General features: G+C 72.9%; 13 protein-coding genes. 3 read left to right on the top strand and 10 right to left on the bottom strand.

Annotated features, from left to right (window positions below):
• Window positions 1-110 precede the first annotated feature (110 nt).
• Entirely contained in the window at window positions 111-1,505 is a 1,395-nt protein-coding gene (locus tag ACFY0D_RS17930) for a PLP-dependent aminotransferase family protein (protein WP_390799185.1), read from the bottom strand.
• A gap of 47 nt (window positions 1,506-1,552) precedes the next feature.
• Between ACFY0D_RS17930 and ACFY0D_RS17925 the strand changes: the two genes are divergently transcribed.
• A complete protein-coding gene (locus ACFY0D_RS17925; RefSeq protein ID WP_390799184.1) occupies window positions 1,553-2,044 on the top strand; it encodes a carboxymuconolactone decarboxylase family protein in 492 nt (163 codons plus the stop codon).
• Between the two features lie 6 nt (window positions 2,045-2,050).
• On the opposite strand, the gene ACFY0D_RS17920 is transcribed toward ACFY0D_RS17925, so the two are convergent.
• The 5 genes from ACFY0D_RS17920 to ACFY0D_RS17900 all read right to left on the bottom strand — a co-directional run bounded on the left by ACFY0D_RS17920 (window position 2,051) and on the right by ACFY0D_RS17900 (window position 6,914).
• Window positions 2,051-2,881 carry a hypothetical protein gene (locus tag ACFY0D_RS17920; RefSeq protein ID WP_390799183.1) on the bottom strand — a complete coding sequence of 277 codons (831 nt, stop codon included), beginning with the start codon at window positions 2,879-2,881 and terminating at the stop codon, window positions 2,051-2,053.
• 3 nt (window positions 2,882-2,884) lie between these two features.
• Window positions 2,885-3,259, bottom strand: coding sequence for a hypothetical protein (locus ACFY0D_RS17915; RefSeq protein ID WP_390799182.1), 375 nt, complete (start codon window positions 3,257-3,259; stop codon window positions 2,885-2,887).
• Window positions 3,256-4,965, bottom strand: coding sequence for a hypothetical protein (locus ACFY0D_RS17910; protein WP_390799181.1), 1,710 nt, complete (start codon window positions 4,963-4,965; stop codon window positions 3,256-3,258). Before ACFY0D_RS17910 ends, ACFY0D_RS17915 begins: the two co-directional genes overlap by 4 nt.
• Before the next feature lie 134 nt (window positions 4,966-5,099).
• The gene (locus tag ACFY0D_RS17905; RefSeq protein ID WP_390799180.1) at window positions 5,100-6,089 is read right to left on the bottom strand and encodes a malate dehydrogenase; all 990 of its coding nucleotides are present in this window, start codon (window positions 6,087-6,089) and stop codon (window positions 5,100-5,102) included.
• A 195-nt stretch (window positions 6,090-6,284) separates the two neighbouring features.
• Entirely contained in the window at window positions 6,285-6,914 is a 630-nt protein-coding gene (locus tag ACFY0D_RS17900; protein WP_390799179.1) for a short chain dehydrogenase, read from the bottom strand.
• Between the two features lie 71 nt (window positions 6,915-6,985).
• Between ACFY0D_RS17900 and ACFY0D_RS17895 the strand changes: the two genes are divergently transcribed.
• Complete coding sequence (locus ACFY0D_RS17895) at window positions 6,986-7,939, top strand: LysR family transcriptional regulator (protein WP_390799178.1); 954 nt, start codon at window positions 6,986-6,988, stop codon at window positions 7,937-7,939.
• Here the strand turns inward: ACFY0D_RS17895 and ACFY0D_RS17890 are convergent.
• Window positions 7,926-8,489 (bottom strand): DUF3017 domain-containing protein, encoded by a 564-nt coding sequence (locus tag ACFY0D_RS17890; protein WP_390799177.1) that lies wholly within the window; start codon window positions 8,487-8,489, stop codon window positions 7,926-7,928. The genes ACFY0D_RS17895 and ACFY0D_RS17890 overlap by 14 nt on opposite strands.
• Window positions 8,479-9,339, bottom strand: coding sequence for a bifunctional methylenetetrahydrofolate dehydrogenase/methenyltetrahydrofolate cyclohydrolase (locus ACFY0D_RS17885; RefSeq protein WP_390799176.1), 861 nt, complete (start codon window positions 9,337-9,339; stop codon window positions 8,479-8,481). The genes ACFY0D_RS17890 and ACFY0D_RS17885 overlap by 11 nt, the downstream gene beginning before the upstream one ends.
• Before the next feature lie 246 nt (window positions 9,340-9,585).
• Between ACFY0D_RS17885 and ACFY0D_RS17880 the strand changes: the two genes are divergently transcribed.
• The gene (locus ACFY0D_RS17880; protein ID WP_390799175.1) at window positions 9,586-10,257 is read left to right on the top strand and encodes a hypothetical protein; all 672 of its coding nucleotides are present in this window, start codon (window positions 9,586-9,588) and stop codon (window positions 10,255-10,257) included.
• An 85-nt stretch (window positions 10,258-10,342) separates the two neighbouring features.
• Here the strand turns inward: ACFY0D_RS17880 and purH are convergent, their stop codons facing one another.
• Both purH and purN read right to left on the bottom strand, forming a co-directional pair.
• Entirely contained in the window at window positions 10,343-11,938 is a 1,596-nt protein-coding gene (purH, locus tag ACFY0D_RS17875; RefSeq protein WP_390799174.1) for a bifunctional phosphoribosylaminoimidazolecarboxamide formyltransferase/IMP cyclohydrolase, read from the bottom strand.
• Window positions 11,935-12,558 carry a phosphoribosylglycinamide formyltransferase gene (gene purN, locus ACFY0D_RS17870; RefSeq protein ID WP_109783989.1) on the bottom strand — a complete coding sequence of 208 codons (624 nt, stop codon included), beginning with the start codon at window positions 12,556-12,558 and terminating at the stop codon, window positions 11,935-11,937. Before purN ends, purH begins: the two co-directional genes overlap by 4 nt.
• Window positions 12,559-12,679 lie beyond the last annotated feature (121 nt).

The raw sequence follows: 12,679 nt of genomic DNA, 5'->3' as shown, positions 1-12,679 counted from the left end.
AACGCCGGCACAATCCAGCCCCTCCGGCGTTTGAGGAGCGAGGTGCGGGGCGGAGCCCCGGTATTTCAGCCCCGCCGGCGATTGAGGCGCGTGATCGGGGGGGCGGCCCGTCAGGGAAGGGCGGCGGCGAGGGCGGCCAACGTCGGGGACCACGCGCTGTCCGACGGCGTCCCGTAGCCCACGACCACCGCGTCGCGGCCCAGCGCCGGGGCCTGCGGATGGCGGAAGCGCTCCAGTCCGTGCAAGGCCAGGTCCTGCCACGCCGCCGACTGCAGCACCGACCGCTCCAGCCCCTCCGGGAGGTCCAGCACCGCGTGCAGCCCCGCCGCGATCCCCGACACGCCCACCCGGTCCCCCACCGCCGCCACCAGTTCGTCCCGGCGCCGCCGGTACCGCAGCCGCATCCCGCGCACGTGCCGGTCGTACGCCCCGGAGGTGAGGAACTCCGCCAGCGTCAGCTGGTCCAGCGCGCTGGACGCCCATTCGGTGGGCCCCTTGGCCGCCAGGACCTCCTCCAGCAGCCCCGGCGGGACCACCATCCAGCCCATCCGCAGCCCGGGGGCCAGTGACTTGCTGGCCGTCCCGAGGTACACCACCCGGTCCGGGTCCAGGCCCTGCAGCGCGCCGACCGGCTGACGGTCGTAGCGGAACTCCCCGTCGTAGTCGTCCTCCAGGATCAGCCCGCCCGTGGTCCGGGCCCAGTCGACCGCGGCGGCCCGCCGGGCCGGGGTCAGGGCGACGCCCGTCGGGAACTGGTGCGCCGGGGTCAGCAGCACCGCTCCCGCCGCCGCGGTCAGCTCCCCCGTCCGGGCTCCCTCCCCGTCCACGCCCAGCGGGCGCGTCCGCAGACCCGCCCGCACCAGCAGGTCCCGGTGGAAGTCCAGGCCGTAGCCCTCCACCGCCACCTCCCGCACCCGCCGCGCCCGCAGTACGCCCGCCAGCAGCGCCAGCCCGTGCAGGAAGCCCGCGCACAGCACGATCCGTTCGGGGTCCGCGTACACCCCGCGCGCCCGCGCCAGGTATCCGGCCAGCGCCTGCCGCAGCTCGATCCGGCCGCGCGGGTCGGCCGCGTACCCGAAGGCCTCGTTCGGCGCGTCGGTCAGCGCCCGCCGGGCCGCCGACAGCCAGGCCGCGCGCGGGAAGCCGCCCAGGTCCGGGGAGCCGGGGATCAGGCTGTACGCGGGCCCCTTGCGCGCGGGGCGCCGTACGGGGGCGGCGGCCGCGGGCCGGCGCGGACGGGCCCGTTCGGCGACGCGGGTGCCGGAGCCCTGGCGGGCCGTCAGCCAGCCCTCGGCGACGAGCTCGGCGTACGCCTCGGCGACCGTGTTCCGGGCGATGCCCAGGTCGGCGGCGAGGGTGCGCGACGACGGCAGCCGGGTCCCGGCCGCCAGCCGCCCGCTGCGCGCGGCCTCGCGCAGGGCCTCGGTGAGCCCGGCCCGCAGGCCGCGTCCGGCGGTGAGGTCCAGGTGCAGGTCGGCGCCGAAAGTGGCCCATGATTCCGTCATGGATATGGACCATATCGGTGGGCCGCCTGACTCCTAGGGTGGATCACATGACGACCACACACGAACACGCCCCCGAGCACACCCCGCGCCTGCAGATGGCGAAGCTCGCCCCCGAGGTCTACAAGGCCGTCCTCGCCCTGGAGATCGCCTCCAAGAAGGGCCTGGACCCCTCCCTGGTCGAGCTCGTCAAGATCCGCGCCTCCCAGATCAACCACTGCGCCTTCTGCCTCGACATGCACACCAAGGACGCGATCGCCGCCGGTGAGAGCGTCGAGCGCATCGTCCAGCTGGGCGCCTGGGAGGAGTCGCGGCACTTCTACACCGAGAAGGAGCTCGCCGCGATCGAGCTCACCGAGGCCGTCACCGTCCTGACGGACGGCTTCGTGCCCGACGAGGTCTACGAGAAGGCGGCCAAGCAGTTCGAGGAGCGCGAGCTCGCCCAGCTGATCGCCGTCATCGCGACGATCAACGTCTGGAACCGCATCGGCGTCACCACCCGTCTGGTGCCGGGCCACTACACCCCGGGCATGTACAAGTAGGAGCGGTCATTCCGGCCTGAACGACTCCACGGCCGCCGTCAGGTTCGCGCGCACCGCCGTGCCGTCGGCGGCCGGGCCGGCCGCCAGCAGCGCCCACCGCCTGCCGTCCGGGGCGACGGTGATGCGCTCGATCGCACGGCGGCGTCCGTGCGATTCCTGGTTGTCGTACTCGTACACCAGCTCGCAGGACCCGCCGGGCGCCGGATCGATGGAGACCTCCTGGTAGCCGGGACGGCCACCGAGGGCCTGCGAGGAGATCCGCAGCAGCTCGCACGCTCCGACACTGTCCGCCTCGGTGACGCGGAAGATCTGGACCAGCGCGCTGCGGTCCCCGGGCCGCCGGTAGAAGGAGCCGCTGCCGTCCTCGTCGCGGCTGCGCTCCCAGCCCGTGGGCACGGCGACCGAGAAGCCGCCGTCGTCGCGGACCACCGTGTACGGCGGCGGGACCGAGGGCGACGCGGAGGACGGCGAGGGGGCGGCTGCGCTCGGGGCCGCGTTCGGACCCGTACCGGACGGCGGGGCCGGGGTACCCGAAGCCGACGGGGCCGCGGCGGGAGTTTTCGGCCCCCCGTCGCCCAGGACGAACCATCCCGCCACGGCGCAGCCGCCCACCGCCACGGCCCCGAGGGCCACCAGCAGCGGGATCTTCCACGACCGCTCCCGGCCCGGACCGCCCTGGCCGCCCTGGCCGCCCTGGCCGCCCGCCCCGCCCCCTTGCGGGCGGGGCGGGTACGAGGGCGGGGCCGGGGGCGGGTAGGAGGGCGGGGGCGGCGGCTGATCCGCCCACTCCCAGCGCTGCGACTGCGGGTTCCAGTGGGCACCGCCGCCCGTGGCCACCGGTCAGCTCCCCAGCGAGGCGAGCAGCCCGCCGAGGGCGGCGGCCGCGTTCACCGAGTCCACCACCGGGGCCCAGCGCCGGAGCGCATCCCGCAGCCGGGCGGGCAGGCCGGGCCGGATCTCCCCGGCCTCCTCCAGCTCGCCGGCGGCCTCGTCCAGTTCGGCGTCGAGGGCCGACCGGTCGGCGCTGCGGGGCAGGTGGACGAGGGCGATGCGCAGCTCCCGTACGGCCTCCAGCAGTTCGGCCGCGCCCGGGGCGGCCGCCCCCGTACCGCCGTGGTGGACGGTGGTGTTGGTGATGTCGGTACCGCCGATGCTGAAGGTGCTGCCTTCGATGCGGTTGATCCGCACCTCCCCGCTTCCCCCGTCGTGCGTCACTGCCGGTCTCCCCTGCTCGTGTGGTGGCTCGTCTGATTGTGGTGTCCGCTGCCACCCACGCTGAACGCGCTGTGGCTCACCGACTGGATGTACACCCCGCCCTCGGCCACGGTGACCGCGCGCTGCGCGAACTCCTCCGTGTGCCAGCCCGCTTCGTGCAGGGCCAGGGTCACGCCGCCGACGATCCGGTCCTGGATGGTCTTCAGGTACCGGTCCAGGTCCATCAGCTGGAACAGCGAGGCGTCCTCCTGCGCCGCCAGCTCGCGTACGGACACGGCCGGGCCGGCCGGGAGCGCGCCGCCGTGGCCCTCCGTGGCGATCTGCCACGGGCCGCGGCTGCCGCCCGACAGGGTGGTGAGCGCCTTGGAGAGCGAGCGCGGGGCGTGCCTCAGCGCCCAGACCGTCTTGGCGAAGGGGTTGTTCCGCAGGTGGCGCCGGGCCACGTCGTCGGCCTCCTGGAACTGGGGCCGCACGGGCAGCAGCACGTGCGGCGCCACCTCCAGCATCAGCATCCCGCCCTGGGTGTGGACGCGTACGAAGACGGTGATGACGAGGTTCTCGTCCCAGCCCCCGACCCGTACCCGCAGGAAGTGCCGGCGGCGCTCCCCGCCTTCCTCCACGGCGCCGGCCCGGTGCGCGGCGAAGGCCCGGTCCGAGAGGTCCGGCTCGTGCGCCGCGGGCAGCCCGGAGGCCGGGAGGAACACGCACTCGTCGATGACCAGTTCCCGCAGCCGGTCCAGTACGGCCTGCTCGGCCTCCGGCGAGCCGTGCGGCGACGGGACGCGCAGGGCCTCCAGCCGCGGCCGGATCCGGGCCACGATCCGCTCGTTGTCCAGCGGTTCGGGCGGGACCCCGTCCGTGCGGGGGCGCAGCTCGACCGACAGGTGCCAGGGGCGGTAGGCCGCGCCGGCGCCGCAGAACGGATCGTCGACGTTGTAGATGACCAGGCGGCTGTGCTGGGTCCGCCGGATCCGGTCGCGGATCCTGGCGAAACGGCTGCCGGAGGCGGGGTCGGCGTTCGGGTCGGCGTACCGCGTCCGGCTGAGCGAGGTGCTGATGACGCGGGCGAAGTGGCCCCGCTGGAGGCCGACGACCAGGATGAGCAGGGCGAAGACGATCAGGGCGGTCCATGCGTATCGGCCTGCGATCACGTAGCCGACTTTGGGCAGCGCGAAGATGACGGCGAAGGGCTCCCGCTCGATCTCGCGCAGGATCTGCTCGTAGACCACGAGCGAGTCGTCGGCCCCTCCGACGTTCGTCTCGCCCTCGAATGCGCCCTGCACTACGCCGAGGCCGACGCCGATGAGCAGCACGTAGCCGCAGCCGCGCAGCAGGAGTTCGAGGAAACGGCTGCCGCGTGCCGTCGCCGCCCGGCGGCGCGCGATCCGCCCGGCGCCGCTCAGGAAGGCGGCCGGGACGAGCAGGAAGAGCAGGAGCGGCTGGGCCAGCAGCAGCCCGAGGCCCCACACCGCCAGGACGGCGGAGGCCCAGGCCGCTTCGGCGCGGCGGGCCTGGAGTGCGTGGGCGAGGACGCGGGCGGCGTCGAAGCCGTAGGAGGGCGCTACGAAGCGCTCCTCGTGGACATAGAGCTCCTGGATCACCCGGTCGCGGTACGCGGCGTCGAGATAGCTGCCGGCGCACAGCAGCCGGCCGGCCTCGCTGAGCGAAGGGTGTACAGGCGTTCTGTCGTCCGCGGTGCTTGTCACCGAATCCCCCTTTCGGTGTGCGGAGGGAAACGATAAGGCGATCATCAGGAACGCGACAGGCGCGATCACGCCAAAAGGCCCCGGCGCAGTGCGCCGGGGCCTTTCGGACGAGCGGATCGGGTCGGGAGACCGGATCAGATCAGGCCGAGCTCACGAACCGCGTCGCGCTCCTCGGCCAGCTCCTGGACGGAGGCGTCGATGCGGGTGCGGGAGAACTCGTTGATGTCCAGGCCCTGGACGATCTCGTACGTGCCGTCCGTGCAGGTGACGGGGAAGGAGGAGATCAGACCGGCCGGGACGCCGTAGGAGCCGTCCGACGGGATGCCCATCGAGGTCCAGTTCCCCTCGGCGGTGCCGTTGACCCACGTGTGCACGTGGTCGATGGCGGCGTTGGCGGCCGAGGCGGCCGAGGACGCGCCACGGGCCTCGATGATCGCGGCGCCGCGCTTGGCGACGGTCGGGATGAAGGTGTCGGCCAGCCACAGCTCGTCGTTGACGACCTCGGCGGCGTTCTTGCCGGCGATCTCCGCGTGGAAGATGTCCGGGTACTGGGTCGCCGAGTGGTTGCCCCAGATGGTCAGGCGCTTGATGTCGGAGACGGCGCTGCCGGTCTTGGCGGCCAGCTGCGAGATCGCGCGGTTGTGGTCCAGGCGGGTCATCGCGGTGAAGCGCTCGGCCGGTACGTCCGGGGCGGCGGCCTGCGCGATGAGCGCGTTGGTGTTGGCCGGGTTGCCCACGACCAGGACCTTGATGTCGTCCGCGGCGTGCGCGTTGATGGCCTGGCCCTGCGGCTTGAAGATGCCGCCGTTGGCGGCGAGCAGGTCGCCGCGCTCCATGCCCTTGGTACGCGGGCGGGCGCCCACGAGCAGCGCGACGTTCGCACCGTCGAAGCCCTGGTTCGGGTCGTCGAAGATGTCGATGCCGGCGAGCAGCGGGAAGGCGCAGTCGTCGAGCTCCATGGCGGTGCCCTCAGCGGCCTTCATGCCCTGGGGGATCTCCAGAAGACGGAGCTTGACCGGCACGTCCGCGCCGAGCAGGTGACCGGAAGCGATGCGGAAGAGCAGCGCGTAGCCGATCTGGCCGGCGGCGCCGGTGACGGTGACATTCACGGGAGTGCGGGTCATGGCCTTCTCCGTTAGACAGCTGGCGGTGGGGCGTCCCTGCCCCATGTGCTGGAGGACGCCGCTCCCCAGTAAATCTTGACGTGAAGAGACATCCGCGGTCAGGCTATCCGACCCGGGACCGGGCTAATCCCCGGGTCCCTGTGGTGCACGGCACACGGACCCCGGTGTTCGAAGGTCCGACCGGTCCCCGGACCGCTATTCGACCAGGAAGATCTGGCCCGTCCGGTGCCCCTCGATCGACTTGACGTAGGCGTTCGCCGCGCGGGCCACGGGCACGGCGTCGAATCCCGCGAAGGTGTCCCCGTACGCGTCGAGGGATTCCTCGAAGACGGTGGGACTGACGGCGTTGATCCGCTGACGGCCGGGAAGTTCGACGGCGGCGGCACGCACGAACGCCTCTACGGCCCCGTTGACCAGGGCGGCCACCGATCCGGTGAGCAGGGGCTCGCGGGCCAGGATGCCGGTGACCAGCGTGTACGAGGCGTGCGCGGGCAGGTGCCGGGCGCCCTGGCGGACCAGCTCGATCTGGCTGACGGCCTTGCCTTCGAGGCCACCGCGGATGTCGTCCGTGGTCAGCTCGCCGAGCGGGCGCCAGGGCACGCTGCCGGCGGCGCTCGCCACCGCGTCGATCTCCCCCACCTGCTGGGCCACCTGGGCGTACATGGCGCGGATGGACTCCGGGTCGGTGATGTCGACGTGGACGTCGGCGCCCGTGCGGGAGGCGGTGACGACCTGGTGGCCGCGCTCGCGCAGGGCCTCGTGGACCGCCCGGCCGAGCGTTCCGTGCGCGCCGATCAGTACGACCTTCTTCGTCTTCGCGTTCATGGCACGAGCATCACCGGGACACGACTGTTAAGTCCAGCTACCTCAGCTACAGCCATCGTTAAGATGAACTCATGCTTGATGTGAAGCGCATGGTCATCCTGCGGGACCTGGCGGAGCACACCCGGGTGACCGCCGTCGCCGACCTGCACGGAGTGACCCCCTCCGCCGTCTCCCAGCAGCTGCGCGCCCTGGAGGCCGAGGCCGGGGCCGCCCTGGTCGAAAGGGACGGGCGCGGGCTGCGCCTCACCCCGGCCGGGGTGGCACTGGCGGCGGCGTGCGAACCGGTGCTCGCGGCCCTGGAGCGGGCCGAGGGGGCCGTACGCGCCCTCGACGCCGAGCCGATCGGGGAGCTGGCCATCGGCTGTGCCCCCAGCGCCCTGGCCACGGTGGCCGCCCCGCTCGTCGCCGAGCTCGCCGTACGCCACCCCGGGCTGCGCCCGCGCATCGTGCAGGCCGACCCCGAGGAGGCCGTGCCGCGGCTGCGGCAGCGCCGCCTGGACCTGGCGGTGACCTACGCCTACCCGCTGCTCGGAGCCCCGCCCGCGGCCGGGACCACCGCGGTGCCGCTCTTCGACGACCCGCTGTGCCTGGCGCTGCCGCGGGCCCTGCTCCCCGCCTACGAGCGGGACGGGCTCGCCGCGCTGCGGGAGGGCGCCTGGGTCTCGGCCCCCGCCCCGAGCAGCTGCCGCGAGATGCTGCTGCACGCCTGCCGCAGCGCCGGATTCACCCCGCGCATCGCGCACGAGTGCGCGGACCTGCGGTCCGGGCTCTGGCTCGTCGCCACCGGGCAGGCCGTGTCGATCCTGCCGAAGCTGCTGTGCGACGCCCCGCCGCCCGGCGTCGCCGTACGGGAGCTGCCGGGCCCGGGGCGAACGCTGGACGTCCTGGTCCGGGCGGGCACGGAGACCCAGCCGGCCGTCGCGGCCACCCTGGCCGCACTCACGTCGCTCATGTCGCTCATGCCACCCGCACCGGCCGCGCCACCAGCACCGCCCGCGCCGCCCGCGCCGCTCACCGCACGGTGAAGCGGACCGCACTCTCCATGAACGGGATCACCAGCCACGGCTTGGGCGCCGCCATCACCAGCGCGAGCAGCGTGATCGACACACCCAGCAGCCCGTACGTGATCATGTCCGTGAAGCGGGAGCGCACCGCGAGCATCCCCACCGAGGGCAGCACGCGCCGCATCACCGAGGCCGCGATCAGGGCCACGCCGATGGCCAGGCAGCCGACGCGCGGATGCCCGAAGGCCGTGGCCAGCAGCCCGACCGCGGTCGCGGTGAGCACGCTGAGCATCGGCCACTGACGGGCCGGCGTGGACACGGCCCCGGGAACGGCACGGCCGCTGCCCTCGGGGCGGGCCGTGTCCCGGGTGATCGAGGGGAACCTGCGGGACTTGGCCACCGGCTCGGCCGGGGCCGGGGTCGGGGCCGGGGCCGGGGCCGCGGCCGCGGCGGGACCGGCCTGCGCGCCGGGCACGACGGGCTTCGCGGGCACGACCGGAGCCACAGGGGTGCCGTTCGCCCGGGCCGCGCCGCCGCCCGCCGCGTTCTCCGCGTCCGGTTCAGCCTGCACTGGTGGTCCGTTCCGCCGCCTCGACGACATTGACGAGCAGCTGGGCGCGGGTCATCGGGCCGACCCCGCCCGGGTTCGGCGAGATCCAGGCGGCCACCTCGGCCACGCCGGGGTGCACATCGCCGACGATCTTCCCTTCCCCGTCGCGGCTGACGCCCACGTCGAGCACGGCCGCGCCCGGCTTCACGTCCTCCGGCTTGACCAGGTGCGGGACACCGGCCGCCGCGACGATGATGTCCCCCTGGCGCAGCTGCGCGGAGAGGTCGCGCGTACCGGTGTGGCAGAGCGTCACGGTGGCGTTCTCGGACTTGCGGGTCAGCAGCAGGCCGATGGAGCGCCCGACGGTGATCCCGCGGCCGAGGACGACGACGTGCGCGCCGTTGATGCCGACGCCGTGGTGGCGCAGCAGCTCGACGATCCCGTACGGGGTGCAGGGCAGCGGTCCCGGCTCGTTCAGCACCAGCCGGCCGAGCGACATGGGGTGCAGGCCGTCGGCGTCCTTCAGCGGATCCATCAGCTCCAGGACCCGGTTGGTGTCGATGCCCTTGGGGAGCGGGAGTTGGACGATGTAGCCGGTGCACTCCGGGTTGGCGTTGAGCTCCCGGACGACCGCCTCGATGTCTTCCTGGGAGGCCGTTCCGGGCAGTTCGCGCTGGATGGAGGCGATGCCGACCTCGGCACAGTCCTTGTGCTTGCCGTTCACGTACCAGCGGCTGCCCGGATCGTCACCGACCAGGAGGGTGCCGAGGCCGGGGGTGATGCCCCGGGCCTTCAGGGCCGCCACGCGGGCGGTCAGTTCGGACTTGATCGCGGCGGCGGTGGCCTTGCCATCGAGAATCTGGGCAGTCATGCCCCCATCCTCCCGGATGAGGTGGCCCCGGTTCCAGTCAAGGCACTCGCAGGGGCTCAGGGTTCATTGCACTTGCACAACAAGTCACCGGCCGTTCGCCAACCAACTGGACAAGCCAGGGCCCGTCGGACCACGATGAAACGACTGATGTGCCGCGGGCAGTGCCGGGGGGCGGGACCGCACCGTGCAGGATTCCTCCGCGCTCATGCCGTGCGTCCCCGCACTTCCACGGAGGAACACCCCAACATGAGCTTCGGCGAACCGCACAATCCGTACGGACAGCAGCCGCCCCAGGCCCCGCAGGGCCAGCCCGGCTACGGCTACCCCCAGCAGGCACCCCAGGGCATCCCGCCGCAGGGCGGCTACGCCTACCCGCAGCAGGCCCCGCAGGGCTACCCGGGCGGGCCCGGCGGCTACCCCGGCGGTCCGGGCGGATACCCCGGGGCCCACATGGAGATGCCGGGCGGCGCCAAGGCCGCCCGCGTCATCCTCTTCATCCTGGGCAGCCTGCAGGCGCTGCTCGGCCTGTTGGTGATCATCGGCGGCGCCGTCTTCGCCTCGGCCCTCTCGGGCTCCTCCAGCTCCTCGGCGGAAGAGGCGGGCGCCGCCGTCGGCATCGGCTTCGTCGTCGGCGGTCTCGTCCTGATCGGCCTGGCCCTGTGGCCGTTCCTGACGGCGGCCAAGATGGGCAAGGGCCGAAACGGGGTGCGCGTCTCCGGCATCGTCTACGGCTCGATCCAGACCTTCTTCGCCGGCCTCAGCGTGCTCGTCAACCTGGTGGCGGTGAGTGCCAGCGAGCACTCGACCAGCCCCACCGCCGTCGCGGTGCTGCCCGCCCTGGTCTCCCTCGCCCTCGGCCTCACGATCGTCATCGGCCTCGCGAAGGCCGGCGACTACTTCAAGCGCCCGAGCTACTGACCCCGCCCGTCCGCAGAACCGGCGAAGGCCGCGCCCCGCAGTGCGGGGCGCGGCCTTCGCCGTAGGTCGGGGCCGTGGGCCGGACTCAGTGGAAGAAGTGCCGGGTGCCGGTGAAGTACATGGTCACACCGGCCTTCTGCGCGGCCTCGACGACCTGCTCGTCACGGACCGAACCGCCCGGCTGGACCACGGCCTTGATGCCCGCGGCCGTCAGGATCTCCAGCCCGTCCGGGAACGGGAAGAAGGCGTCGGACGCGGCGTACGAGCCCTGCGCGCGCTCGGCGCCCGCCCGCTCGACGGCGAGCTTCGCCGAGTCGACACGGTTGACCTGGCCCATGCCGACGCCGACCGAGGCGCCGTCCTTGGCGAGCAGGATCGCGTTGGACTTGACGGCCCGGCAGGCCTTCCACGCGAAGGCCAGCTCGGCGAGCTCCGCCGGGGACAGGGCCTCGCCGGTGGCCAGGGTCCAGTTCGCCGGGTCGTCGCCCTCGGCCTGGAAGAGGTCGCTCTGCTGGAGCAGCGCACCGCCGGAGATGGGCTTGAGGTCACCCGGCTGGTGCGGGGTGCCGTCCACCTTCAGGACGCGGATGTTCTTCTTCTTGGCCAGGATCTCGACCGCGCCGTCCTCGTAGGCGGGGGCGGCGATGACCTCGGTGAAGATCTCCGCGACCTGCTCGGCGAGCTCGACGGTCACCGGGCGGTTGACGGCGATGACGCCGCCGAAGGCCGACAGCGGGTCGCAGGCGTGCGCCTTGCGGTGGGCCGCGGCGACATCCGTGTCGACCGCGATGCCGCACGGGTTGGCGTGCTTGATGATCGCGACGCAGGGCTCGTCGTGGTCGTAGGCGGCACGGCGCGCGGCCTCGGTGTCCACGTAGTTGTTGAAGGACATCTCCTTGCCGTGCAGCTGCTCGGCATTGGCGAGTCCGCCAGGCTGCCCGTCCGTGTAGAGGGCGGCGGCCTGATGCGGGTTCTCGCCGTAGCGCAGGGTCGACTTGCGCTCCCAGGCGCCGGCCAGGAACTCGGGCAGCGCCGCGGCGTCGTCCTCGGGGGCTTCCGGGGCGTACGCGTTCGTGAACCAGGAGGCCACGGCCACGTCGTAGGCGGCGGTGTGCTGGAAGGCCTCCGCCGCGAGCCGCTTGCGGGCGGTGAGGTCGAAGCCGCCGCCCTGGGCCGCCGCGATGACGTCGGCGTAGCGGGCCGGGCTGGTGACGACCGCGACCGAGGGGTGGTTCTTGGCGGCGGCGCGGACCATCGACGGGCCGCCGATGTCGATCTGCTCCACGCACTCGTCGGGGGTGGCGCCCGACTGGACGGTCGCCAGGAAGGGGTAGAGGTTGACGATCACCAGGTCGAAGGGCTCGACGCCCAGCTCGGCGAGCTGGTTGCGGTGGTCCTCCAGGCGCAGGTCGGCGAGGATGCCGGCGTGCACGCGCGGGTGCAGGGTCTTGACCCGGCCGTCCAGGCACTCGGGGAAGCCGGTCAGCTCCTCCACCTTGGTGACGGGCACCCCGGCGGCGGCGATCTTCGAGGCGGTGGAGCCGGTGGAGACGAGCGCGACGCCCGCCGCGTGCAGCCCGCGGGCCAGCTCTTCCAGTCCCGTCTTGTCGTAGACGCTGACGAGCGCACGCCTGATCGGCCGCTGGGTCGTGGTCGGGTCGTTGCTCTCTACGGCGGTCACTGGATTGTTACCTTTCGTCCCTCAATGCGGTAGCCGTGCCGGGCCAGACGCCCCACGACATCGACGAGCAGCTGGCGCTCGACTTCCTTGATGCGCTCATGGAGAGCGGCTTCGTCTTCCTCGTCCCGGACCTCGACCACACCCTGGGCGATGATCGGACCGGTGTCCACGCCGCTGTCCACGAAGTGGACCGTGCAGCCGGTGACCTTCGCGCCGTAGGCGAGGGCGTCCCGTACGCCGTGCGCACCCGGGAAGGCGGGGAGGAGGGCGGGGTGGGTGTTGATGAACCGGCCGCCGAAGCGGTCGATGAACACCTTGCCCACGATCTTCATGAATCCGGCGGACACGACGAGGTCCGGCGCGTACGCGTCGGTCGCCTCGGTGAGGGCGACATCCCACTCCGCGCGGCTGCCGTAGCCCTTGACCGGGCAGACGAAGGTCGGGATCCCCGCCTTCTCGGCCCGCTCCAGGCCGGCGATGTTCTCGCGGTCGGCTCCCACGGCGACGACTTCGGCGCCGAAGCCCTCGGATCCGCCGGGGTGGGCGTCGATGGCATCGAGCAGGGCCTGGAGGTTGGTGCCGGAACCGGAGACCAGCACGACCAGGCGGGAGGCGGCCATGGGAGGCCCTTTCTCGCGGGATTGCGGTGTTCGTCTTGTGTGGTCATACGAAACTTCGGGGTACCGATATATGGGGAACCATACGAAGCCACCGACCGCCTGCAACGATACCGGTACACCG

The sequence above is a fragment of the Streptomyces sp. NPDC001502 genome, from assembly GCF_042894785.1.
GTDB classification, from domain to species: Bacteria; Actinomycetota; Actinomycetes; order Streptomycetales; family Streptomycetaceae; genus Streptomyces; species Streptomyces kutzneri.
Note: the sequence above shows the minus strand (reverse complement) of the source record. Positions and strands in the feature narration are given on the sequence as shown.

Excerpts from the sequence above, each read along its gene's own strand:
- ACFY0D_RS17930 (WP_390799185.1), bottom strand. The coding sequence starts at position 1,505 with ATGACGGAATCATGGGCCACTTTCGGCGCCGACCTGCACCTGGACCTC.
- ACFY0D_RS17925 (WP_390799184.1), top strand. The coding sequence starts at position 1,553 with ATGACGACCACACACGAACACGCCCCCGAGCACACCCCGCGCCTGCAG.
- ACFY0D_RS17905 (WP_390799180.1), bottom strand. The coding sequence starts at position 6,089 with ATGACCCGCACTCCCGTGAATGTCACCGTCACCGGCGCCGCCGGCCAG.
- ACFY0D_RS17900 (WP_390799179.1), bottom strand. The coding sequence starts at position 6,914 with ATGAACGCGAAGACGAAGAAGGTCGTACTGATCGGCGCGCACGGAACG.
- ACFY0D_RS17895 (WP_390799178.1), top strand. The coding sequence starts at position 6,986 with ATGCTTGATGTGAAGCGCATGGTCATCCTGCGGGACCTGGCGGAGCAC.
- ACFY0D_RS17885 (WP_390799176.1), bottom strand. The coding sequence starts at position 9,339 with ATGACTGCCCAGATTCTCGATGGCAAGGCCACCGCCGCCGCGATCAAG.
- ACFY0D_RS17880 (WP_390799175.1), top strand. The coding sequence starts at position 9,586 with ATGAGCTTCGGCGAACCGCACAATCCGTACGGACAGCAGCCGCCCCAG.
- purN (WP_109783989.1), bottom strand. The coding sequence starts at position 12,558 with ATGGCCGCCTCCCGCCTGGTCGTGCTGGTCTCCGGTTCCGGCACCAAC.